We start from the raw sequence: 22,861 nt of genomic DNA on the forward strand, positions 1-22,861 counted from the left end.
CATCCGGCTCTTGATCTTCTGCACGTGCTCTTGCGGCCGCCGGCTCGTCGGCGGCAGGCGGGTTCGTCATGCCACCGATCGTCGCCGACCCGGAGCACTCCGCGCCTCAGGCATCGACCCTGACACCACCCTGATTTGCCGGTTCCGGGGCGGCTCGGAGTGGTCCGGGCGTCGGTCGGCGTGTGACGATCTGGTGGAACCCAGTTCCGACCGCGAGCCGAAACGAGTCCGATGACCAGCCCAGTGCCCGTCCGCCGCCTCTACCGCGAGCCCGCGGACCGGGTCGTCGCGGGGGTCGCCGCCGGCATCGCCGCGCACCTCGGCGCCTCCGTGGTGCTGGTGCGGGTGGCGTTCGTGCTGCTCGCGGCCTTCAACGGGCTCGGCGCGCTGCTCTACGCGGCGTTCTGGGCGGTGCTGCCGATGCCGCCGCATGTGCGGTCGGGCCGGCGCAACGTCAACCAGCTCTTCTCGTTCCTCGCGCTCGGCGTCGGCATGGTGCTGCTGGTGCTGATGGCCGGCCCCAGCGACGGCATCCAGGCGGTGATCGGCTGGCTGGCCGCCGTCATCGCGCTCGGCGCCGGCATCATCTGGCACCAGGCCGACCCGAAGCGGCGCGAGCGCTGGTCGGCGACCGTGCCCGGGATGCCCTGGCTCGGCGCCGTGATGGACAACAACCGCAAGTCCTACCTGGTCCGGTTCATCGGCGGCGGCCTGCTCGTCATCGTCGGCATCATCGGCGCGTTCGTGGTGGGGGTGCCGATCTCCGGCGCCACGCTCGCCTCGATCGGTTACGGCCTCGGCTTCGCCGCGGTCGCCCTCGCCGGCGTCGGCCTCGCCCTGGCCCCGCTGCTCTACCGCATGTTCACGCAGCTCAGCACGGAGCGCGAGGCGCGGGTGCGCGAGCAGGAGCGGGCCGAGCTGGCCGCGATGATCCACGACCAGGTGCTGCACACCCTGGCCCTGATCCAGCGCAACGCCGGCGATCTGAAGGAGGTCCAGCGCCTCGCCCGCGGGCAGGAGCGGACCTTGCGAAACTGGCTGTACAAGCCCACCGCGTCGCCGACGGAGAAGTTCAGCGCCGCGCTGGAGGAGGCGTCGGCCGAGGTCGAGGACACGTTCGCGATCGCGGTCGAGACCGTCGTCGTCGGTGACGTCGACGTCGACGAGCGGGTCGGGGCGATCGTCGCCGCCGCCCGCGAGGCCCTGGTCAACGCGGCCAAGCACGCCAAGGTCCAGACCGTCTCGCTCTACGCGGAGGTCGAGCCCGACTGCGTGAGCGTGTTCGTCCGCGACCGGGGCGTCGGCTTCGAGCTCACCGCCGTCGAGTCCGACCGGCACGGCGTGCGAGGCTCGATCCTGGCCCGCATGCGGCGGCACGGGGGCAAGGCGGAGATCCGCAGCACACCGGGCGACGGCACCGAGGTGCGGTTGAGCCTGCCCATCGATACGGAGAAGTGATGACTGACGAGACCCAGCGCCTGCGGGTGTTCCTGGTCGACGACCACGCCATGTTCCGGGCGGGGGTCCGCGCCGAGCTCGGCGTGCACGTCGACGTGATCGGTGAGGCCAGCGGGGTCGCGGAGGCGGTGCAGAAGATCAGCGCGCTGGAGCCCGACGTGGTGCTGCTGGACGTGCACATGCCCGACGGCGGCGGCCGGGCCGTCCTCGACGCGATGCGCCGCGCGCGGCCGCAGGTGAAGTTCCTGGCGCTGTCGGTCTCCGACGCCGCCGAGGACGTCATCGGGCTGATCCGGGCCGGCGCGCGGGGGTATGTCACCAAGACCATCTCGCCGGACGAGCTCGCCGACGCGATCCGCCGGGTCGCCGACGGCGACGCCGTCTTCAGCCCGCGCCTGGCCGGCTTCGTGCTCGACGCGTTCGCCGCGCGCCCCGACGCGCCGGTCGCCGACCCGGAGCTCGACCAGCTGACCAACCGCGAGCGCGAGGTCCTGCGGCTGCTGGCGCGCGGTTACGCGTACAAGGAGATCGCCAAGGAGCTCTACATCTCGATCAAGACGGTCGAGACGCACGTGTCCAACGTGCTCCGCAAGCTGCAGATGTCGAACCGGTATGAGCTGTCCCGCTGGGCCGCGGATCGCCGTCTGGTCTGATTTTTTTCCCGGGATTTCCGGACAAACTGGTGTGACTGGTGTGGCTGCTGTTGCGCAGGAGGTGACAGGAGGGGTCTCCGACCGCTACAAACGAGCGTCCCCTGATTCTCGTCAAAGGTGGTCCAGTCACCGTGTCACACACCACCCGTCTGGCCGGTCTGGCCGCAGCGGTGCTCGTCGGAGGTGCCGTCGCGCTCAGCGGCGCCGGCGCCGCCTACGCCGACACCGTCACCGGCACGCAGGTCTTCATCGATGACAAAGCTTCGGCGATCAAGGTCATCAACTCGAAGGACACCAAGACCAACCCCAACGGCAACGAGACCGCCGCGCCGCGCCTCGGCCTGAAGGTCGCCGGTGCGTCCGAGCCCGTCATCGCGTACTGCATCGACTTCGCCCGCGACATCACCGACGCGAACTACGTCGAGGCGCCGTGGGCGAGCAACAAGAACTCCTCGCCGACGGCGGAGGAGCTGGGCCAGGTGCAGTGGGTGCTGACCCACGCGTACCCGACCGTCGGCCCCGACGCGCTCCTCGCGGCAGCGAAGGGCACCAAGCCGGCCGGCATCGACGCCACGCTGCTCACCAAGCTGGTCTACGCCGGCACGCAGAGCGCCATCTGGACGATCACCGACGGTGACATCTTCGCGCTCCGCGACAACAACGAGGGCTTCAACACGGGCAACACGCCGGAGCAGTACGCCGTCATCGTCGCCGTCAGCGAGTACCTCGTGAAGGCGTCGAAGAACCCGGCCGCCGACCCGCAGCCGAAGCTCGAGATCAACCCGGCCACCCTGGCCGGCGTGGTCGGCAAGAAGATCGGCCCGTTCACCATCGTCTCCGGTGGTGGCGAGGCCGACCTCACGGCCACCGGCGGCAAGCTCGTCGACGCGGACGGCAAGGCCGTCACGTCCCTGCCGAACGGCGGCAAGTTCTACGTCGTCGCCGACGCCGTGGGCACCGTGACGATCGACGCCAAGGGCAGCGGCTCCGTGCCGATCGGCCGCATGTTCGTCACCTCGAAGGACCCGAACAAGACGCAGAAGCTGATCCTGGCGGGCGTCGCCGGCACCGAGCTCGAGGCGAAGGCCACGGTCACCGTGAACCCGGCCCCGCCGGAGCTGCCGGTCACGGGTGTGAAGCTCACCGGTGCGATCACCGCCGGCGTGCTGCTCGTCGCGGGTGGCGTCGCCCTGCTGCTGGTGGTCCGCCGCCGCCGGCAGGTCCGCTTCACCGCCTAGTTCCTGTCACGTCGCGTGCCCGGTCTTCCTCGGAAGGCCGGGCACGCCGCGTTTCAGGCGGTGCTCGTCAGGCCGTGCTTCTTCAGGCCGTGCTTCTTCGGGCCGTGCTTCTTCAGGCCGTGTGGAACACGGAGAAGGCCTCGGCGAGGCGGCCCGGCGTCCCCGACGTGGCGGCGAGGCGGGCCCGCAGCATGCCGTCCAGGTCCTCCAGGTGCGACGTCTGCGACACGTGCGCCCTGAGTGCCTTGAGCTTCCGCTCGTACGTGTCGGTGATGTCGACCAGGTGGTCCGGGTCCGGTCCGCCCGAGTACCAGATCTCGCGGACGGTCCACGCGGGCAGGTCGAGCTCCGTGAACGTGAACGGGTTGCGCGCGTCCGGGTACACCGCGCACGTCGTCGCCTCCCCGGCCGCCAGATGATCGGGGTGGCTCGGCCCGGCGATCCGGTCCCAGCGCCGCAGCGGCGAGTTGGTCAGGACCCGGTCGGGGCGGAACCGGCGGATCGCCGCGGTGATGTCGCGCCGCAGGTCGATCGACGCCGTGAGCACGCCGTCGCGGTAGCCGTCGAGGAACTCGACGTGATCCACCCCGACGACCGCGGCCGCCGCGCGCTGCTCCGCCTCCCGCAGCGCCGGCATCATGGCGCGCGGGGTGTCGTCGAAGCCGCCGGCGTCGCCGCGCGTCACCAGCAGATACCCCACCTCGAGTCCGGCGTCGACCCAGCCGGCGACGGTGCCGGCGCAGCCGAAGTCGACGTCGTCGGGGTGGGCGAACACACACAGGACCCGCCGCACGTCCTGAAGCGGGGTGGCTGATCTCGGGAAGCTCATGACTTCCTGTTTACCGTTTCTTCGCCGGTACCGGCGAACCACCCGCACGGTCCGCGGTCGGCGGCGCGAGTGGGTCTGCCCGTATCGGGGCCGACGACGCCGCACTGCGTCGGCCGGCCCACGTGTCGCCGCCGGTCCGGCCGGCTCCGGCGGTACAGACGCCGCAAACGCCAGGACGCGAAACCTCGGCGGTCCGTGCGAGGGCTACAGGGGTCCGCGGCCGGCGCGCAGGATGAGCAGGGCCAGCTGGGTGCCGTCGGCGCCGAGCTCCGCGGAGAAGCGCTCCAGGATCTCCCGCTCGCGCGACAGCACCAGACGCGTGCCGCCGGCGGCGACGCGGGTCGCGCCGACCTCGCGGGAGATCGCGGCCCGCTCCTTCCAGAGCGCGACCAGCGCCGCGTCGATCTCGTCGATCCGGTTGCGCAGGCCGGCGATGTGCTCGTCGGCGGCGGGCTGCTGTTCCATGGTGATGGCGGCCATTCTCTCGTCCTTGTCAGCTCTGGCTCTGGTCCCGCCCCGGGAACGCGGAACGCCCCGGGCTCGGGAGCCCGGGGCGTCGGTAGGTATCAGCGTTCAGGCGCGACCTACGGCTGCCGGACTCCCGGAGCCGTAAAAAAAGTACGGACGCGCCTGCTCGATCACGTCACCGAGTATGGCACGGTCTTCTGAGCGACGTGAAGTCCTCCGCCGGTTTTCTGTCAGTGGTGCGGCATAGACTCGCCGGTGCGATGCATGCTCTCTTCGATCTTCCCCAGTCAGAGCCGGCCGGCGTGACCGCTCCCGCCGCCCCGGCCCAGCCGTCCCGCGGCCGTGACCCGCAGTCGCTGCTCGAGGGGCTCAACGGCCCTCAGCGCGACGCCGTGATCCACGAGGGCGCCCCGCTGCTCATCGTGGCCGGCGCCGGCTCCGGCAAGACCAAGGTGCTGACCAGCAGGATCGCCTATCTGCTCGCGGCGCGGCACGTGCATCCCGGCGAGATCATCGCGATCACGTTCACCAACAAGGCCGCCGGCGAGATGAAGGAGCGCGTCGCCAACCTCGTCGGCGGGCGCGCCCGGCTGATGTGGGTGTCCACGTTCCACTCCGCCTGCGTGCGCATCCTGCGCGCCGAGCACGGCCACGCCGGCCTCAAGTCGACGTTCTCGATCTATGACGCCGACGACTCGCGCCGGCTCATGCAGCTCGTCATCCGCGAGCTCGACCTCGACCCGAAGCGTTATCCGGCCCGCGGCCTCGCCGCCCAGGTCTCCAACCTTAAGAACGAGCTGGTCGACCCCGAGACGTTCGCGGCCAGGGCGGTCGGGCCGGCCGAGCGCGCCCTCGCCGAGGCGTACACGCTCTATCAGCAGCGGCTCACCGAGGCCCACGCCCTCGACTTCGACGACCTGATCATGCGGGTGGTGCACCTGCTGCAGAGCCATCCCGAGGTCGCCGAGACCTATCGCCGCCGCTTCCGGCACGTGCTCGTCGATGAGTACCAGGACACCAACCAGGCGCAGTACATGCTGGTGAAGGAGCTCGTCGGCAGCACCGGCGAGCTGTGCGTCGTCGGCGACGCCGACCAGTCGATCTATGCGTTCCGCGGCGCCACGATCCGCAACATCCTCGAGTTCGAGCGCGACTATCCCAACGCCCGCACCATCCTCCTGGAGCAGAACTACCGCTCCACCCAGACGATCCTGTCCGCCGCCAACGCTGTCATCGGGCGCAACACGGAGCGCAAGCCCAAGCGCCTGTGGAGCGACCAGGGCGCCGGCGAGCAGATCGTCGGCTATGTCGCCGACACCGAGCACGCCGAGGCCGACTGGGTCGCCCGCGAGATCGACCGGCTGTCCGACAATGCCGGCGTCCGCCCCGCCGACGTCGCCGTCTTCTACCGCACCAACGCGCAGTCCCGTGTGTTCGAGGAGATGTTCATCCGCTTCGGCCTGCCGTACAAGGTCGTCGGCGGCGTCCGGTTCTACGAGCGCAAGGAGGTCCGCGACGCCCTCGCGTACCTGCGCGCCGTGGTCAACGAGGACGACACCGTCAGCATCCGGCGGGTCCTCAACACCCCGCGCCGCGGCATCGGCGACCGCGCCGAGGCCTGCGTCGAGGCCCTCGCGTCCCGCGAGCGAATCTCCTTCGGCGCCGCCCTGCGCCGCGCCGCGGAGGCCCCCGGCATCTCCACCCGCGCCGTCAACGCCATCGGCGACTTCGTCGCGCTGCTGGACGAGCTGCGCACCCTCGCCGAGACCGCGCTGCCCGAGGAGGTCCTCGAGGCCGCCATCGAGCGCTCCGGCTACCTCGGCGAGCTGGAGGAGAGCACCGACCCGCAGGAGGCCGGCCGCGTCGAGAACCTGCAGGAGCTCGTCAGCGTCGCCCGCGAATACACCGAGCGCGCCGAGGCCACCATCGCCGTCGCCGCCGAGCAGGGCGACGCCACCGCCGCCCCGCCCGCCACCGTCGCCGGCTTCCTGGAGCAGGTCTCCCTCGTCGCCGACGCCGACCAGATCCCCGACGACGACCCCGACCACACCGGCGTCGTCACCCTCATGACCCTGCACACCGCCAAGGGCCTCGAGTTCCCCGTGGTCTTCCTCACCGGCCTCGAGGACAGCGTCTTCCCCCACCAGCGCTCCATGAGCGACCGCAAGGAGCTGGAGGAGGAGCGCCGCCTGGCGTATGTCGGCATCACCCGGGCCCGCCAGCGCCTCTACATCTCCCGCGCCGTCACCCGCTCCGCCTGGGGCCAGCCCGCCTACAACCCGCCGTCCCGCTTCCTGGAGGAGCTCCCACCCGAGCTGGTCCGCTGGGAGCGCACCGACGCCGCGTACACCAGCTGGTCCGGCGGCGGCGGCCACGGCGGCCGCAACACCGGCCCAGCCCAGTCCCGCACGTCCTCCTTCGTCGGCGGCACCCCGAAGGCCGCCCAGCTCGCCGCCAAGCTCGGCCTGGACGCCTCCAAGCTCTCCACCGCCAGCGAGCTCTCCCGCGACATCCCGTCTCTCACCGTCGGCGACCGCGTCAACCACCAGCGCTACGGCCTCGGCCGCGTCCTCGCCGTCGAAGGCACCGGCCCCCGCACCCAGGCCCAGGTCGACTTCGGCGACCAGGTCATGTGGATCGTCCTGCGCCACGCCCCCATCGACAAACTCTGACACCCACCCACCGCTGCCAGCCCGGGACTGGAAGCGCCCCAGCCTGACCCCGCTGCGGCCCGGTCCGCCTCAGCCCCGGTGCGGCTCGGGTCCGCCTCGGGTTCGGTTCGCTCGGCCTCGGCCTCGGCTCGGCTCGGCTCGGCTCGGCTCGGGTCCGGCTCGGCTCGGCTCGACTGGGGTGCGGCTCGGCTCCGGTCGGTCTCGGATTCGGCTCGGGCCCGGTTTGGCCCGGGTTGCCTCGGCCCCGGTCGGGCTCGGGTCCGGTCTGGGGGCGGCGCTGACTTGGTCCAGGTCTGTCTGGCCAGACCTGTCTCTTGGCCGGCCTGGCTCTGCCCCTAGTGGCCTGACCTCTTGATTGGTTCAGCCCGGCTCGGTCCCATCGCCGCGCCGATCGATCGGTTAATCAGTCCCGGCTGTCCTCGCCTGCGGGAAGCGGCCGTCGGTGATCCTCGTTCTTGGCCCAGTGGCAGTGGTGTCGCCACTTCACAGGCGCGGCACGGGCGACCATCGGCCGGTTGGCCGCGCGCAGACGTTGGTCAATGCCCTGGAATGCCCCCTTTGGGGGATCGACATTGCGCAATCCACCCACATGTTGATCTCTGAATTAGGGGTGGATCGCGCAGCGTCGATGCGCAAGGCCGCAAAGTCGGGCATTGGCCAACGTCTGTGGAGGGTGCCGAGCGGTGGCGGATCGGCGTTCCGTCGGCGGGGCGACCGTGCCGCCGTTCCCCGTGATCGAATGACGATTCTGGTCGTCTGGACAGCCAGATCCGTCTGTGGATCAATGCCGTCGTGATCGACGTCGTGTGCTGGTCGTCCGGGTTGGGCGGCCACCGGATGCGGCGCGTATGCGCTGCTTGGCCTGCCTCGCGTCTCGGCGCGGGCAGTGCGTCGCGGAGCGGCGCATTGGGGTGCGGGTGAGCATCCCCGCCGGGCCCCGCCGCGGCAGCGGTGGGGGGAATTGGAGAATTGCCGCCTCAGCCGTAGATGTCTTCGGTGTGCTTCTGGATGTCGACGCCGTGTTTGCGCATGAAGGCGAGCGGCTCGACCGGCTTGTCGTGCTCGCGGACCTCGAAGTGCAGGTGGGCGCCGAACGAGTGGCCGGTGTTGCCGGTGAGGGCGATCCTGTCGCCGGCCCGCACGACCTGGCCTTCCTTGCACAGGAGCTTGGAGGCGTGGCCGTACACGGTGACGATGCCGTCGCCGTGGTCGATCATGACGTTGTAGCCGTAGCCGCCGTTCCAGCGGCAGAGGATGACCTTGCCGGCGGCGACGGCGTTGAAGGGGGTGCCCTGCGGGGCGCCCAGGTCGACGCCGGGGTGGAGGCGGCCCCAGCGCTCGCCGTAGAACGAGGTCAGCGTGTACCGCTGGATGGGAAGGATCCACACGTCGGGGGCCGGCATGTTCACGGTCGTCATGGGGCTGCCGGTCCGCGAGCGGCTGGCGCGGTCGTCGGAGGCGGTGCCCCGCACGCTGACGTCGTCGAAGTTGCCGCTCGCCTCCAGGGAGAGGTCGTTGCGCGGCTCGGGGAGGGCGGTGGACACGCCGAGCGCGACAATGCCGGCGCCCACGACGGCGGTGGTGAGCACGGCCGCATAGCGGGTGTGCGCCGACTGGGCGCGGTGATGGCCGCGGTACGCGTAAGGCGCCTGGGCGTCGTCCATATACGCACACCCCGCAATTCTGGAAAAAGACGGAAATGACGGAGACGTCATTCGAGTGCAATGGCTGAACCGCAGGCCACCGTAGCCAATACGGAATACGCGCCACAAGCCACGACAGGCCCGAAGGTCAATGAGTGCCCGGGCGGTTGGTTGTGCGTAACCCGGGGTCCGCAAGGTCGTTGCGGGCGCTCCATGCGGTACCTTCGGGCCAGGCGTGCGCCGCAACGGAGCGGTGCCTCCAACGGGAAGGACCGTGAGGATGAGCGCGCGGACCCGCGTCGTCATCGCCAAGCCCGGCCTGGACGGGCACGACCGAGGCGTCAAGATCGTCGCCCGGGCACTCCGGGACGCCGGGATGGAGGTCATCTACACGGGCCTGCACCAGACGCCGGAGCAGATCGTGGAGACCGCCATCCAGGAGGACGCCGACGCGGTCGGCCTGTCGGTCCTGTCGGGGGCGCACATGACCCTGTTCCGGAAGGTCATCGAGCTGCTCGCCGAGCGCGGCGCCGACGACATCCTCGTGTTCGGCGGCGGCATCATTCCCGACGACGACCTGCCGGAGCTGGAGCGGCTCGGCGTCAGGAAGATCTTCACGCCGGGAGCGACCACGCAGTCGATCGTGGAATGGGCCCGCGAGCACATCGCACCGGCGCATGCCTGATTGACGGCATTCAATCGGAAATGGTGCGGAAAAAGGGGGAGAGGCCGGACGCACCCCTCACACGTCCGGCCCCTCTATCGCACGATGCCCCGCCGCCACCCCTCGACCGACAGGGCATCGGCCGTTTTTGGTGCCGGCCCTACCCATGCAGGCGGGCCGACACTGCACTCAACGACGGCCGCCGGGCCCGGTTACGCGCGCCGGGCGGCGTCCCTCTAAAGAGGGAGCGGCTGTGGAATCGGGCACACCCCGCACCCGCCAAGTCGCAGCCTGTTCAGACCTGGTTAGGCTGCGAGCGTTGAGCCGTCCTCGCGATGGGGCAGGCGGCACGGTTGACGGAACGGGACCACTGTGGACCTGTACGAGTACCAGGGGCGCGCCCTCTTCGCCAAGCACGGGTTGCCTGTGCTCGGCGGCGGCGTCGCCGAGACCCCTGAAGAGGCCCGTGCGATCGCCGAGGAACTCGGCGGCCGGGTTGTCATCAAAGCCCAGGTGAAGGTCGGCGGTCGGGGCAAGGCCGGCGGCGTGAAGCTCGCCGAGGGCGCCGACGAGGCGACCAGCCACGCCACCAACATCCTCGGCATGGACATCAAGGGCCACACGGTCCACAAGGTGATGGTCACGACCACCGCCGACATCGCCGAGGAGTACTACTTCTCGTACCTGCTGGACCGGGCGAACCGCACGTTCCTGTGCATCGCCAGCGTCGCCGGTGGCATGGAGATCGAGACCGTCGCGCACGACGCGCCGGAGAAGGTCGCCAAGGTCGCGATCGACGCGGTCAAGGGCGTCGACGAGGCCACCGCCCGCGCGATCGTCGAGCAGGCGAAGTTCCCCGCCGAGGTCGCCGACCAGGTCGTGGCGATCGCGGTCAAGCTGTGGCAGGCGTTCATCGCCGAGGACGCCACGCTGGTCGAGGTCAACCCGCTCGCGAAGACCACCGACGGCACGGTGTTGTGCCTCGACGCGAAGGTGACCCTCGACGAGAACGCGGGCTTCCGCCACGCGGACCACGAGGCGCTCGAGGACAAGGCCGCCGCCGACCCGCTCGAGCAGGCGGCCAAGGCCAAGAACCTCAACTACGTGAAGCTCGAAGGCAACGTCGGCATCATCGGCAACGGCGCGGGCCTGGTCATGTCGACGCTCGACGTCGTCGCGTACGCCGGCGAGGGCCTCGGCAGCAAGCCCGCCAACTTCCTCGACATCGGCGGCGGCGCCAGCGCCCAGGTCATGGCCGACGGTCTCGAGATCGTGCTCGGCGACCCGGACGTGAAGAGCGTGTTCGTCAACGTCTTCGGCGGCATCACCGCCTGCGACGCGGTCGCCAACGGCATCGTGCAGGCCCTGCAGCTGCTCACGGACCGCGGTGAGACGGTGTCGAAGCCGCTCGTGGTCCGCCTCGACGGCAACAACGCCGAGGAGGGTCGCCGGATCCTCGACGACGCCGCCAACCCGCTGATCGAGCGGGTCGACACGATGGACGGGGCGGCCCGCCGCGCCGCCGAGCTCGCAGCGAGTGGGGTGTAACGACCATGGCGGTATGGCTGACCGAGTCCAGCAAGGTCATCGTCCAGGGCATGACCGGTGCCGAGGGCTCCAAGCACACCCGGCGGATGCTCGCCGCGGGCACGAACGTGGTCGGCGGCGTCAACCCGCGCAAGGCCGGCACGCAGGTCGACTTCGACGGCACGAAGCTGCCGGTCTTCGCCAGCGTCGCCGAGGCGATCGAGCAGACGGGCGCCGACACGAGCGTCATCTTCGTCCCGCCGGCGGGCACCAAGTCCGCGACGCTCGAGGCGATCGACGCGCAGATCCCGCTCGCCGTGGTGATCACCGAGGGCGTGCCGGTGCACGACACCGCGAACTTCTGGGCGCACCTGCAGTCCAGCGGCAGCAAGACCCGCGTCATCGGGCCGAACTGCCCCGGCATCGCCAGCCCCGGCAAGTCCAACGCGGGCATCATCCCCGCCGACATCACCGGCCCCGGCAAGATCGGCCTGGTGAGCAAGTCGGGCACGCTGACCTACCAGATGATGTACGAGCTGCGCGACATCGGCTTCTCGACGTGCATCGGCATCGGCGGCGACCCGGTCATCGGCACCACGCACATCGACGCGCTCGCCGCGTTCGAGGCCGACCCGGAGACCGCGGCGATCGTCATGATCGGCGAGATCGGCGGCGACGCCGAGGAGCGCGCGGCCGACTTCATCAAGGCCAACGTGCGCAAGCCGGTCGTCGGCTACATCGCCGGCTTCACCGCGCCGCCCGGCAAGACCATGGGCCACGCCGGCGCGATCATCTCCGGCTCGGCGGGCACCGCCGACGCCAAGAAGCTCGCCCTGGAGGCCGCCGGCGTCCGCGTCGGCAAGACCCCCACCGAGACCGCCAACCTGATGCGGGACCTCGTCAAGGCACTGTAAAAGCAAATTCAGGACGGCCGGGGTGAGTGACCGGCCGTCCTGTCTTTGACAGAGTTAAGAGCGATGCCCACCACCCCAGAGGAACCAGACGAAAGGGCGCAGACCCGGCTGGCCGAGCGGGAGACCGTCCGCCTGCCGATCCAGCGGCGCTCCACCCGGGGCCGGCCCCCGGGGCGGCGCCCTGCCCGGCGTGCCCCACTGATCCTCGCCGCCACCGTCACCACGCTGTGGGCTGCGGTGGTGACGCTCGTGCCGACCCTCGTCGTGGTGTGGCTCCTGCACGCCGTGGACAGCTCCGGCGCGCCCCTTATGCAGATCCTGCGCGTCGGCGCGGCCGGCTGGCTGCTCGCCCACTGGGTCGCGCTGGACACCGGGATCGGCCCGCTCTCCCTGGCGCCGCTCGGGCTGACCGCCGTCGCCGTCTGGCGCGTCTACCGGGCCGGCGTGCACACCGCCCGCGCCGTCGGTGCCCGGGCCCGCCAGCCCGGCGGTGCGTGGAGCCCCTGGCCCGCCGCGCGGGCCGCCGGGTGCATCGCCGTCGTGTACGGGCTGCTCGGCGCCATCGTCGCGATCGTCGCCGGTCACAAGGGCGTGGACGTCTCAGTCGTCGGCGCCGGGTTCACGTTCGCCGGGTTCGGGCTGGTGGCGGGCGGGCTCGGCGCGTTCGTCGAGGCCCGCGCGATCGCCCGGCTCGCCGGCCGGCTGCCGGGCGTCCTGCGCGACGCGACCCGCACCGGTGCCGTCGCGGCGCTGCTGATCCTCGGCGCGGGCGCGGCGGTCGCGGGGATGGCGATCGCGGTCAGCGCGAGCGACGCCGGCCAGATCATCGACGACTATCACACCGGCGTGGCGGGGCAGGTCGGGCTCGTCGTCCTGTGCGGCTTCTACATCCCGGACGTCGCGGCGTGGAGCGCCAGCTACCTCGTCGGCCCCGGGTTCAACATCGGCGCGGAGACGACGATCAGCGCCGCCGAGGTGTCGATGGGCCGGCTGCCCGCGGTGCCACTGCTCGCCGGGCTGCCGTCCACGCCCGCGACCGGCTGGGCGCCGCTGCTGCTCGGCCTGCCCCTCGCCGCGGCGCTGGTGGCGGGCTGGCTGCTGGCCCGCCGGTCGCTGCGCAGCGACACCGGGCGCGGCTGGCTGCCGCTGCTCGGCGCGGCGGCCCTCGCCGGACCGGTCGCGGGGCTGCTGCTCGGGCTGATGTCCGTCGCGGCGAGCGGGTCGGTCGGCGCCGGCGGGCTGGAGGTGGTCGGCCCGCGGGCGGGGGAGGTGGCGTTCGTCGCGATGCTGATGGTGACGATCGGCACAGTCCTCGCCACGGCCGCCACGAAGATCGCGTTGCGGGTCCGGCAGGGTAGCCCCTGACCGTTTCCGGTTGCCGTCGCCGGTACGAGTTGCCGCCCGGACGAGCCGGCGACGTGTGAGCTCCCCTGTGCGGCACGCGGATCAGCAGCACCGGCCGGCAGGTCCCGGCCGCCCATTCGGCGAAGCGCCCTGAGTCGGGCGTCGCGCTACCGGTACAAGATGAAAAAACGCAAACAGCCCGGTCGCTGCGGACAGCGGACCGGGCGATTGCGTCGTGCGCAGGGGGTGGGCTAGTCCCGTTCGCCGGTTGGCGGCCCGTTCCGGGCTGAAAACTGCATTCGTCTCTTGCGGTGTGTGGGTGGTTGGTGGTGCCGTGGTGGGGTCGCCCGCTGACGTCGTGTCTTCTTGGTTCGTTCCAGGCCGTGGGCTAGTCGGATGCTGGTGGTCACGCTGATGGGCCCTTCACTGTTGCTTCGAGCACGAGGACTAGATTCGCTGTCCCTCAGTGGCCGCCGCGGGCGACGCCTTGGCACGGTTCGGCGTGGGCAGGGAGGGCCACGTGTTGGAGGAGACGCAGGAGCGCGAGGAGATCATCGAGCGGATCGCCGCGCTGGACATTGGTAAGGCCACGCTCGTGTGCTGCGCCCGGCTGCCCGACCCGGCCAGGCCGGGTCGGCGGCTGCAGGAGGTCGACACCTACTCGACCATGACGAGGTCGTTGCTGCGGATGGCCGACCGGCTGCGGCAGCTCGGTGTGACGCGGGTGGTGATGGAGGCGACCAGCGACTACTGGAAGCCGGTGTTCTACCTCCTCGAGGCGGCCGGGTTCCAGACGTGGCTGGTCAACGCCCGTGACGTCAAGCATCTGCCGGGACGGCCCAAGACCGACCGGTTGGATGCGGTGTGGTTGTGCAAGGTCGCCGAACGGCAGATGCTGCGGCCCAGTTTCGTGCCACCGCCGGAAATTCGGATGCTGCGGGACCTGACCCGGTACCGGGTCGATCTCGTCGCTGCGCAGACAGCGGAGAAGAACCGGGCCGAGAAGCTGCTGGAGGACGCGCAGATCAAGCTGTCGGTGGTCGCCTCGGACATCTTCGGTGTCTCGGGCCGGGCCATGATGGCTGCACTGATCGCCGGTGAACGCGATCCGGGCCGGCTGGCGCAGCTGGCCCGCTCGACCCTCCGCCGCAAGATCGGCACGCTGGAGGAAGCGTTCGTCGGCCGGTTCAGCGAACATCACGCGTTCCTGCTGGCCAAGATGCTCACCCGGATCGACGCGATCGAGGCCGACATCGCCGACGTCGACGCCCAGATCGAGGTCCGCATCGCCCCTTTCGCGCAAGCGGCGACCCGGCTTGAGCAGATCCCCGGTGTCGGCGCGATCGCCGCCCGGGCGATCATCGCGGAGATCGGGACCGACATGAGCCGCTTCCCGACCCCGGCCCACCTGGCCTCCTGGGCCAGGTTTTCACCCAAGGTCAACGAATCCGCCGGCCGCAAGAAAGGCAGCAGCGCCACCGGACACGGCAACCCCTACCTGGCCCGCACCCTCGGCCAGGCCGCGGTCAGCGCCGCCCGGACCCCGACCTTCCTCGGTGAACGCTACCGTCGCATCGCCCGAAGACGCGGCGCGAAACGGGCCATCGTCGCTATCGGCCGGTCGACCCTCATCGTCATCTGGCACATCCTCGGCGACGCCCAGGCCACCTTCCATGACCTCGGCGCCGACTTCTACGACAGCCGGATCAACCCCGAGCGACGAGCCCGCAACCACATCCGCCAACTCGAAGCCCTCGGCTACACCGTCACCGCCGAACGACCCCAACCACAAGCAGCGTGAAGCAACATACGGCAGGTCCCGGCATCGCCGGGAGCTGCCGCACGCCCACTCACCCTCAGTTTTCGGACTAGTAGGTGTAGAACCAGCCGCTCGCCGCGCCCGCGAAGTACAGCACCCAGATGGCGATCTCGATCACGACGCCGACGGCGCCGGTGATGATGCCGGCGAGGGCCATGCCGCCGTTGTTGGCCAGGCCCTGCTTGACCTTCTGCTGGCCGAGGTAGCCGAGCACGATCGCCGCGGCGCCGAGCAGGAGGCCGATGTAGCAGCAGGCGAACGGGATCGACACGATGCCGAGGATCATCGAGACGAGGCCGAGCGTGTTCTGCGGCTGCTGCTGCCCGTAGCCGGGCTGCTGGTAGCCGGGGGTGCCGTAGCCGGCCGGCGGGTACGCGCCGCCGGAGGTGGGGTAGCCACCGCCCGACGTCGGGTACGGGGTGCCGGACACCGGCGGCTGCTGCGCGTACGGGTCCTGGTAGGCCGGCTGCTGCGGCTGCGCGTAGGGGTCCTGGTACGCGGGCTGCTGCGGCTGGGCGTAGGGGTCCGGCTGCGGCTGCCCGTACTGCGGCTGGCCGTACTGCGGCTGCTGACCGTAGGGGTCCTGGTACGGCTGCTGCTGCCCGTACGGATCCTGGCCCTGTGGTGGGTAGCCCATTGCGGTGGCTCCTAAGGCTGGGGACGTCTGTTGCTCCGTGTTCGCATCAGGTTAGTCCCGAGGGTGATACGGAACTTCGGCAGCGTACTGGCCAGGATCAAATCTTCGCAGTGGCAGAACGGTGGAACATCGGCAACTTGCGGCTTTCATCGCCATATGTCACCCGGCCCGACGCTGAGCAGGGCCGACCCGGTCGGTAGAGTTTCACGGTGACCGTTCGGCTTGTCGTGCTCGTGTCCGGCTCCGGCTCCAATCTGCAGGCACTCCTCGATGCTTCCGCGGACCCTTCCTACGGTGCCACGGTCGTGGCCGTCGGGGCGGACCGGCCCGACATCGAGGGTCTGGCCAGGGCCGCCAAGCACGAGGTGCCGACCTTCGTGGCGGCCGTGCCGTCGTTTCCCACCCGGGACGAGTGGGACGCGTTCCTGACGGCGTCGTGCGCCGGGTTCGCCCCCGACCTGATCGTCTCGGCCGGGTTCATGAAGCTGGTCGGGCCGCGGTTCCTCGCCTCATTCGAGGGGCGATACGTGAATACGCACAATGCGCTGCTCCCGGCGTTTCCGGGCATGCACGGGCCGCGTGACGCGCTCGCCTACGGGGTGAAGCTCGCCGGCGCCACGCTGCACTTCGTCGACAGCGGCGTCGACACCGGGGCGATCATCGCGCAGGTCGCGGTGCCCGTCCTCGACGACGACACCGAGGAGACCCTCCTCGAGCGGATCAAGGTGGCCGAGCGCCGCCAGCTGGTCGACACCGTCGGCCGGATGGCCCGCGAAGGCTGGACCGTCAACGAACGAAAGGTCAGGTTGGGTCGTGGCTAACCGCCGTCCCATCAGGCGCGCGCTCATCAGCGTCTACGACAAGACCGGGCTGGAGGACCTCGCGCGCGCCCTCGCCGGCGCCGGCGTCGAGCTCGTCTCCACCGGCTCGACAGCGGCCCGCATCGAGGCGGCCGGCCTGCCGGTCACCAAGGTCGAGCAGCTCACCGGGTTCCCGGAGACGCTCGACGGCAGGGTCAAGACCCTCCACCCGCGGGTGCACGCCGGGCTGCTGGCCGACCTGCGGCTCGAGTCGCACGCCGCGCAGCTCGCCGAGCTGTCGATCGAGCCGTTCGAGCTGCTCGTCTCCAACCTGTACCCGTTCACCGACACCGTCGCGTCGGGCGCGTCTGACGACGAGTGCGTGGAGCAGATCGACATCGGCGGGCCGGCGATGGTGCGGGCGGCGGCGAAGAACTTCCCGTCCGTTGCCGTGGTGACGTCACCTTCGTCGTATGCCGCCGTCGTGTCCGCTTTGTCGGAGGGTGGCTTCACGCTTGAGGAGCGACGTTCGTTGGCGGGTGTCGCTTTTGCGCACATCGCCGAGTACGACGTCGCGGTGGCCTCGTGGTTCGCGCGGGAGAGCTCGGACTTTTCTGGCACGGCGCTGCGTCGTTCGGCGACGCTGCGGTACGGCGAGAACCCGCACCAGAGCGCCACGCTCTACGTGGACCCGGCCGCCGCGCCCGGCCTCGCGCAGGCCGAGCAGCTCGGCGGCAAGGAGATGTCCTACAACAACTACGTCGACGCCGACGCCGCCTGGCGCGCCGCCCACGACTTCACCGAGCCGTGCGTCGCGATCATCAAGCACGCCAACCCGTGCGGCATCGCGATCGGCGCCGACGTCGCCGAGGCCCACCGCAAGGCGCACGCGTGCGACCCGGTCAGCGCGTTCGGCGGGGTGATCGCGGTCAACGCGCCCGTCACCATCGACCTGGCGAAGCAGATCAGCGAGATCTTCACCGAGGTCGTGGTGGCTCCGGCGTACGAGGAAGGCGCCGTCGAGGTCCTCACCGCCAAGAAGAACCTGCGGGTCCTGCGCGCCCCCGCCTGGACGCCCGCCCCCGTCGAGTCCCGCCAGATCTCGGGCGGTGTCCTCGTGCAGGCCGCCGACCGCGTCGACGCGCCCGGCGACGACCCCGCCAACTGGACGCTGGTCACGGGCTCCGAGGCCTCGCCCGAGGTCAAGCGGGACCTCGAGTTCGCCTGGCGGGCCGTGCGGGCCGTCAAGTCCAACGCGATCCTGCTCGCCTCCGGCGGCGCGACCGTCGGCGTCGGCATGGGTCAGGTCAACCGGGTCGACTCCGTGCGCCTCGCCGTCTCCCGCGCGGGTGACCGGGCCGCCGGCTCCGTCGCCGCCTCCGACGCGTTCTTCCCGTTCGCCGACGGGCCGCAGGGGCTGATCGAGGCGGGCATCACCGCCATCGTGCAGCCGGGCGGTTCGATCCGCGACGAGGAGGTCATCGAGGCCGCCCGCGCCGCCGGGGTCACGATGTACCTCACCGGGACGCGGCACTTCTTCCACTGAGCACTGTTTGCGGTTTTTGCGGGCCCGGCTTTTTGCCGGGCCCGTTGCTCATGGTGTCGTGATCTTCGCCGGTACCGGTGCGCCGAAGTACGTCGCCACCGCGTCGCTCACCGCATGGGCGCCCTTGCCGAGGGTGCCGCTCGCGCCCTGCTCGTACATGGCGGCCACGACGTACCGCTCCCCGGCGCCCGCGAACCCGACGGTGTGCGTCACCCAGACCGTCTTGCCGTTGACCGGCTTCTGCGCCCAGCCGTCCTTGTTGCCGGGGCTGAGGGTGCTGCCGGCGGCCCACACGCCCCAGCGCTGGTTGCTCGCGACATTGCGCAGCGTCTTCGTCAGGTAGGCGCGGTCCGCCGGGTCGAGCTTCTCCAGCACGTACCCCATGAGCGCCTGCAGATCGTCGGCGCTGCACCGCAGGTTCCGCCAGAACGTGTCGTACCCCGGGACCACGCTCAGGGTGCGCATGCCGAACTTCTGCTGGAAGCGCCCGAGCATCCCCGGCCCGTCGTAGCGGCTCCACAGCGCGGTCGCGGCGTCGTTGTCGGAGCTGATCAGCGCCTTGTCGAGGTTGGCCCGGTCGGTGCCGTCCAGCGTGATCGCGCCCTGCCGGTGCCGTTCGAGCAGGTCGGTGGCGATCGCCAGCTTGATCGTCGACGCGGTCCAGGTGGTGGCGGTCGTGTTGCCCGCCTTCCACACCGTGCCGGTCTGCCGGTCACGGATCACGACGCCGAACGTCCCCGGCTGCTGCTTCACCAACGCGGCGGCGCTGGCCTCTCTGCTGCCTGCGCTCGCTTTCACCGTGGGGCTGGCGCTCGCGCTCGCCTGCCGCGCCCCGACCCCGGCCTCCGCCGCGCCGGCGCTCACACTCTCGCTGGCCGGCGCTTGGCTGGCGTTCTGCGGTGCTTTGTCGCTTCCGCACGCCGCGAGGGCGAAGATGGTGAGGAGAGGGACAAGCCACCGCCGGACGGACACCCCCGGAACTCTAGCGGCAGGATCAACCCCGTGACGGCAACGCTGCTCGCAGGCAAAGCCACCGCGGCCGCCATCAAGGCCGAGCCCCCACGTCCGGTCAAGGCCCTCGCCGCAGGCCCGATGACCAGAACCATGATCCTCGCCAACGCCCGTCACCCTCGCCGACCACCGCTCTTTCTGAACGCCGGAGCGAAGCCCGTTTCGTGATGGCGGCGGCAAGCGTCCTCTGAGTAGACCCGGCGACGTAAGGATCAGCGCCGGAGCATGCCCCGGTCCAGCAATCGCCGCCGCTCGCACATGAAGCCGCAGCGGCCAATCGGGCGAGCCGGGCCGTACTTGCCGGTCGTGGCGGGCATGTCGGCAGGACGATGCCGTATTGCGGTATTGCCGTTCGCCGGGCTGCCGAGTCGCGGCCCGCAGGACGGTGCCGAGTCGCTTGCCGTCGGCGGGGCCAGCGCGTGCTCATGGGCCGGCCTGCTGGGCTCGCCGGACAAGCCCGCAAACCCTGCGCTATCTGCCAACCTGCGCCTTGCCGCCTGCCAAGCGGGCTGAGCAATCGCCTGCCGGCTCGGCCGATTGCTGCCCGCCCAGGCGCTGACCGGTCGTCTGCTGAGCGATGCAGGCCTGGTCTGCCAGGTCGAGCAGATCGCTGCCCGCCGACCAGGACGGCCCGCTGCCCGCCAACCAGGGCGGCCCGCAGCCCGCCCGACCCGGGGTAACGGGCCTGCTGCCCGCCGGGTGGGGCGACCCGCTTCACTTCAGGCGATGTGCGCCGGGCCGTTGCCCGCCAAGCTGCCTGCCCGTTGCCCGCCAAGCTGCCCGCCCGCTGCCCGCCAAGTTGCCCGCCCGTTGCCCGCCGGGTGAGTTGGCCCGCTTCGTTCGGGCGATGCGGGCCCGATCCGCTGCCCGCCGGCTGGGACGGGCCGCTTCACCTCGGTGATGCGGCCCGGCGGCGGTGGACGTCGGGCTGCGGGCGGGGCGGGGTGCGGCTGTCCGCGGGGTGCGGCGGGTCAGGTGACGCTCAGGTACAGCTCGGTGGCCTTGTCCTCCCTGGTGGTGACGACGGCGTGGGCGGGGGTGGCGGCGACGGAGACCTCGGGGCAGCGGGTGGGGCAGGTGATGGTGCGGTCCTCGGTGGCGCTGCCGTCGGTGGTGCGGGCGCCGATCAGCCGGAGGCGGCCGTCCGGGGCGCGCCAGACGACGTACGCCTTGTCGGCGGTGGTGGTGGCGGTCAGAGGCTGGTGGGAGCCGAGGCCCGGCAGGCCGACATCCCACTTGACGGTGCCGGTGTGCGGGTCGACGGCGGTGAGGTGGGCGCGTTCGCCGCTGGGCTCGGCGTACAGGAGCAGGCCGGACGGCGTGGCGACGGCTAAGGCGCCGGCGGGGTCGTGGCGGGTGCCGACGGTGCCGGTGACGGCGTCCATGAAGACGGCGCGGCGCGGGGAGGTGCCGGTGATGGTGACGAAGCCGTCGCCGGTGGAATGGACGCGCAGCTCGGTGGCGCTGCGCTGGACCGTGTGCCAGGACCAGCGCTCCGCGCCGGTGGTGGCGGTGAGGCCGACGGCGACGTCATCGACGCCCTGGGCGCGGCAGCGCAGGGCGACCGCGACCGTCTCGGCGGTGGTGGCGAGGTCGGTGACGTCGCAGGGGCCGCCGTTGCGCGCGGGGGTCCACCGCCACAGGAGCGTGCCCGTGGTCGCGTCGATGGCGAGCAGGTCGCCCGCACCGATGCCGGCGCCGGCGAGCACGACGGTCTTGCCCGCGCCGTGGACGGATGCCATTTTCCCGGAGGTGTACCGGCCGGAGAAGCGCACCTGACCGCTGCCGGCATCCAGGGCCGCGACGAGAACGCCGTCGTCGGTGCCGAAGACCACGACGACCGTGCCGTCCACCAAACCGGCGGTCTGGGTCGGCAGGTCGGAGCGCAGGTAGCGCCAAGCGACGGCGCCGCTGGACAACCACACGGCCCGCACGCCGTCCTCGGCCCGCACGATCGCCAGCTGGTCGTGGACGCCGACGAGCTGCACCCCGACATATGGCAGCGGCCAGGTCTGGTCGCCGCCGGCCGGGGGCGGGTCGCCGGCCGTGGTCGAGTCGACGAAACGACCCTCGCGGGCATAATCGACGCCGAATCCGGCCACGATCACCAGTACGACACCCGCTGCGACAATCGCGAGCCACGGTCGGGTGGCAGACGGCAGCGCGCCTGGCCCGGAGGCTGTGAGCAGCACCCAGCCGAGGGCGGCCGCGGCCGCGCCCGCGACGGTGACAGGGCCGCCGAGCCCGACGCCCGCGCTCGGCTCGACCAGCCTGGCGAGACCGACGGCGACCAGGGTCGCGGCTAGCCCGGCGACGGCCGCGACGGCCGCGGTCAGCCGGAAGCGGCGCGGCTCGGCCCGCGTGTAGGCGACGCACAGTCCGCTGATCAGCGGCCCGAGGAACACAATGCCGGCGACCGTCACCAGGTCGGGGTGGCGGCTGCCGGCGATGGTCCAGGGCAGCACGAGGCCGGCGATGACGGCGATGGTGCCGAGGGCGATCGCCAGGAGGCCTGCGCCGCGAATCACGGGGTTCACGGGAACAGGATGCCGGGTACCTACGACAATTTCACGCGGCGCTTCTGCCGGTACGCGGCGGACTTCGCCCGGTTCTGGCACGCGAGCGAGCAGAACCGCCGCGACGTGTTCTTGGTGACGTCGAGGAAGTAGGCGTCGCACGCCTCGGCCTCGCACGTGCCCAGCCGGTGCGTCTGCCGGGTGCCGACGAGAAACGCCAGGCTGGTGGCCGACTCCGCGGCCCACGCGTCGACGACGTTGGCGTCGACGGCGTGGAAGGCGAGGACGGCGGCTCCGTGCAGGTTGGGCACCGCGCCGTGATCGGCGAGCACCTCGTTGAGCGCGCGGGCGGCGCTGTGCAGGTCGCCGGCGATGCACGCGTCCACCGCGACCCGCAGCCGGACGGCGGCTTCGGTCAGGACGTCGACGTCGGCGCCGGCCAGCGGGAACTTCTGCCACCGCTCGCTCTCGGCCAGGTCGGTGAACGCGTCGCCGATCCGCTGGTCGACGCCGAGGTGGCGGCCTTGTCGCGGCGTCACTGTGAGGTCGTTGACCAGGTCCAGGCACAGTTCGACGTGCTTCAACACGTAACTGTCTATCTCGCCTTGACCAGTGATGCCCATCCCAGCTAACGTCACTGGCATAGCTTAACTTGGCAGTGACGGGGAGAGGCGCGATGCAGTTCGAATTCACCGACGCCGGCCGCATCCTGGCTGGCATCGCCCTGCTGTCGATCGTGACGATCGAGGTCGGCGGCTGGTTCCTGACCAAGATCGTCCGGGGCGACGTGCCGATGACACCGTTCCAGCAGGCCTTCGCCCGTGCCGGGCACGCCCACGCCGGCGTCCTGGTCACCCTCGGGCTCGTGGGCATCCTCTATGCCGACCTGGCCCGCATCGACGGGGTCCTCGGTTGGCTCTCCCGAGGCGGTGTGCTGGCTGCCGCCATCCTTATGTCGGGCGGGTTCTTCGCGGCGTCGGCGGGCAAGGGGCGCACCGCGCCCAGCAAGGCCATCGTGATGGTCTGGATCGGCGCGTTGTCGCTCGCGGCGGGCGTGCTCAGCCTGGGGGTCGGGGTCCTCGGCTCGTGATCCGCTCGATGCAGTACGCTCGTACTGCTAAG

Annotated in this window: 20 protein-coding genes; 13 read left to right on the forward strand and 7 right to left on the reverse strand. The window is 71.0% G+C overall.

What is annotated here, in order from left to right; all coding sequences use genetic code 11:
• The first annotated feature begins 231 nt into the window (after positions 1-231).
• The 3 genes from ACQEVZ_RS31170 (at position 232) to ACQEVZ_RS31180 (ending at position 3,349) form a co-directional block, all read left to right on the forward strand.
• Positions 232-1,458 carry a PspC domain-containing protein gene (locus tag ACQEVZ_RS31170; RefSeq protein ID WP_344501778.1) on the forward strand — a complete coding sequence of 409 codons (1,227 nt, stop codon included), beginning with the start codon at positions 232-234 and terminating at the stop codon, positions 1,456-1,458.
• The gene (locus tag ACQEVZ_RS31175; protein ID WP_360557964.1) at positions 1,458-2,111 is read left to right on the forward strand and encodes a response regulator transcription factor; all 654 of its coding nucleotides are present in this window, start codon (positions 1,458-1,460) and stop codon (positions 2,109-2,111) included. Before ACQEVZ_RS31170 ends, ACQEVZ_RS31175 begins: the two co-directional genes overlap by 1 nt.
• Before the next feature lie 131 nt (positions 2,112-2,242).
• Positions 2,243-3,349 carry a thioester domain-containing protein gene (locus tag ACQEVZ_RS31180; RefSeq protein WP_433373053.1) on the forward strand — a complete coding sequence of 369 codons (1,107 nt, stop codon included), beginning with the start codon at positions 2,243-2,245 and terminating at the stop codon, positions 3,347-3,349.
• A 112-nt stretch (positions 3,350-3,461) separates the two neighbouring features.
• On the opposite strand, the gene ACQEVZ_RS31185 is transcribed toward ACQEVZ_RS31180, so the two are convergent.
• The gene (locus ACQEVZ_RS31185) at positions 3,462-4,178 is read right to left on the reverse strand and encodes a PIG-L deacetylase family protein (RefSeq protein ID WP_344501775.1); all 717 of its coding nucleotides are present in this window, start codon (positions 4,176-4,178) and stop codon (positions 3,462-3,464) included.
• Between the two features lie 204 nt (positions 4,179-4,382).
• Positions 4,383-4,745, reverse strand: a complete 363-nt coding sequence (locus ACQEVZ_RS31190) for a chorismate mutase (protein WP_344501913.1) — start codon at positions 4,743-4,745, stop codon at positions 4,383-4,385.
• Positions 4,746-4,906: 161 nt separating this feature from the next.
• Between ACQEVZ_RS31190 and pcrA the strand changes: the two genes are divergently transcribed.
• Positions 4,907-7,318 (forward strand): DNA helicase PcrA, encoded by a 2,412-nt coding sequence (gene pcrA / locus ACQEVZ_RS31195; RefSeq protein ID WP_344501774.1) that lies wholly within the window; start codon positions 4,907-4,909, stop codon positions 7,316-7,318.
• A 977-nt stretch (positions 7,319-8,295) separates the two neighbouring features.
• Here pcrA and ACQEVZ_RS31200 read toward each other — a convergent pair.
• The gene (locus tag ACQEVZ_RS31200) at positions 8,296-8,982 is read right to left on the reverse strand and encodes a M23 family metallopeptidase (RefSeq protein WP_433373058.1); all 687 of its coding nucleotides are present in this window, start codon (positions 8,980-8,982) and stop codon (positions 8,296-8,298) included.
• A gap of 259 nt (positions 8,983-9,241) precedes the next feature.
• On the opposite strand from ACQEVZ_RS31200, the gene ACQEVZ_RS31205 reads away from it, so the two are divergent.
• The 5 genes from ACQEVZ_RS31205 (at position 9,242) to ACQEVZ_RS31225 (ending at position 15,211) form a co-directional block, all read left to right on the forward strand.
• On the forward strand, positions 9,242-9,646 hold the full coding sequence (locus tag ACQEVZ_RS31205; RefSeq protein WP_344501772.1) for a cobalamin B12-binding domain-containing protein: 405 nt from the start codon (positions 9,242-9,244) through the stop codon (positions 9,644-9,646).
• Positions 9,647-9,997: 351 nt separating this feature from the next.
• Positions 9,998-11,173, forward strand: coding sequence for an ADP-forming succinate--CoA ligase subunit beta (gene sucC, locus ACQEVZ_RS31210; protein WP_360557971.1), 1,176 nt, complete (start codon positions 9,998-10,000; stop codon positions 11,171-11,173).
• Between the two features lie 5 nt (positions 11,174-11,178).
• Positions 11,179-12,066: a succinate--CoA ligase subunit alpha gene (gene sucD / locus ACQEVZ_RS31215; RefSeq protein ID WP_344501770.1), complete on the forward strand. Its 888-nt coding sequence runs from the start codon at positions 11,179-11,181 to the stop codon at positions 12,064-12,066.
• A gap of 63 nt (positions 12,067-12,129) precedes the next feature.
• A complete protein-coding gene (locus tag ACQEVZ_RS31220) occupies positions 12,130-13,431 on the forward strand; it encodes a cell division protein PerM (protein WP_433373063.1) in 1,302 nt (433 codons plus the stop codon).
• A 499-nt stretch (positions 13,432-13,930) separates the two neighbouring features.
• Positions 13,931-15,211 (forward strand): IS110 family transposase, encoded by a 1,281-nt coding sequence (locus ACQEVZ_RS31225; protein WP_433370761.1) that lies wholly within the window; start codon positions 13,931-13,933, stop codon positions 15,209-15,211.
• A 67-nt stretch (positions 15,212-15,278) separates the two neighbouring features.
• On the opposite strand, the gene ACQEVZ_RS31230 is transcribed toward ACQEVZ_RS31225, so the two are convergent.
• Complete coding sequence (locus ACQEVZ_RS31230; RefSeq protein ID WP_344501768.1) at positions 15,279-15,866, reverse strand: DUF4190 domain-containing protein; 588 nt, start codon at positions 15,864-15,866, stop codon at positions 15,279-15,281.
• Between the two features lie 209 nt (positions 15,867-16,075).
• Between ACQEVZ_RS31230 and purN the strand changes: the two genes are divergently transcribed.
• Together purN and purH are read left to right on the forward strand one after the other, a co-directional pair.
• Positions 16,076-16,687 carry a phosphoribosylglycinamide formyltransferase gene (purN, locus tag ACQEVZ_RS31235; protein ID WP_344501767.1) on the forward strand — a complete coding sequence of 204 codons (612 nt, stop codon included), beginning with the start codon at positions 16,076-16,078 and terminating at the stop codon, positions 16,685-16,687.
• Complete coding sequence (gene purH / locus ACQEVZ_RS31240; protein ID WP_433373067.1) at positions 16,680-18,212, forward strand: bifunctional phosphoribosylaminoimidazolecarboxamide formyltransferase/IMP cyclohydrolase; 1,533 nt, start codon at positions 16,680-16,682, stop codon at positions 18,210-18,212. The genes purN and purH overlap by 8 nt, the downstream gene beginning before the upstream one ends.
• 48 nt (positions 18,213-18,260) lie before the next feature.
• On the opposite strand, the gene ACQEVZ_RS31245 is transcribed toward purH, so the two are convergent.
• Positions 18,261-19,184: a hypothetical protein gene (locus ACQEVZ_RS31245; protein ID WP_433373070.1), complete on the reverse strand. Its 924-nt coding sequence runs from the start codon at positions 19,182-19,184 to the stop codon at positions 18,261-18,263.
• 30 nt (positions 19,185-19,214) lie between these two features.
• Here ACQEVZ_RS31245 and ACQEVZ_RS31250 point away from each other — a divergent pair, with 30 nt between their 5' ends.
• Entirely contained in the window at positions 19,215-19,391 is a 177-nt protein-coding gene (locus ACQEVZ_RS31250) for a hypothetical protein (RefSeq protein WP_433373073.1), read from the forward strand.
• 803 nt (positions 19,392-20,194) lie between these two features.
• Here ACQEVZ_RS31250 and ACQEVZ_RS31255 read toward each other — a convergent pair.
• Together ACQEVZ_RS31255 and ACQEVZ_RS31260 are read right to left on the reverse strand one after the other, a co-directional pair.
• Positions 20,195-21,760, reverse strand: a complete 1,566-nt coding sequence (locus tag ACQEVZ_RS31255; protein ID WP_433373076.1) for a PQQ-binding-like beta-propeller repeat protein — start codon at positions 21,758-21,760, stop codon at positions 20,195-20,197.
• Between the two features lie 20 nt (positions 21,761-21,780).
• Positions 21,781-22,323: a CGNR zinc finger domain-containing protein gene (locus ACQEVZ_RS31260; RefSeq protein WP_344501763.1), complete on the reverse strand. Its 543-nt coding sequence runs from the start codon at positions 22,321-22,323 to the stop codon at positions 21,781-21,783.
• A 92-nt stretch (positions 22,324-22,415) separates the two neighbouring features.
• Here ACQEVZ_RS31260 and ACQEVZ_RS31265 point away from each other — a divergent pair, with 92 nt between their 5' ends.
• The gene (locus ACQEVZ_RS31265) at positions 22,416-22,829 is read left to right on the forward strand and encodes a hypothetical protein (RefSeq protein WP_344501762.1); all 414 of its coding nucleotides are present in this window, start codon (positions 22,416-22,418) and stop codon (positions 22,827-22,829) included.
• The last annotated feature ends 32 nt before the right edge of the window (positions 22,830-22,861 follow it).

Source organism: Dactylosporangium sp. CA-152071, from assembly GCF_050936335.1.
Lineage (GTDB): Bacteria > Actinomycetota > Actinomycetes > Mycobacteriales > Micromonosporaceae > Dactylosporangium > Dactylosporangium maewongense.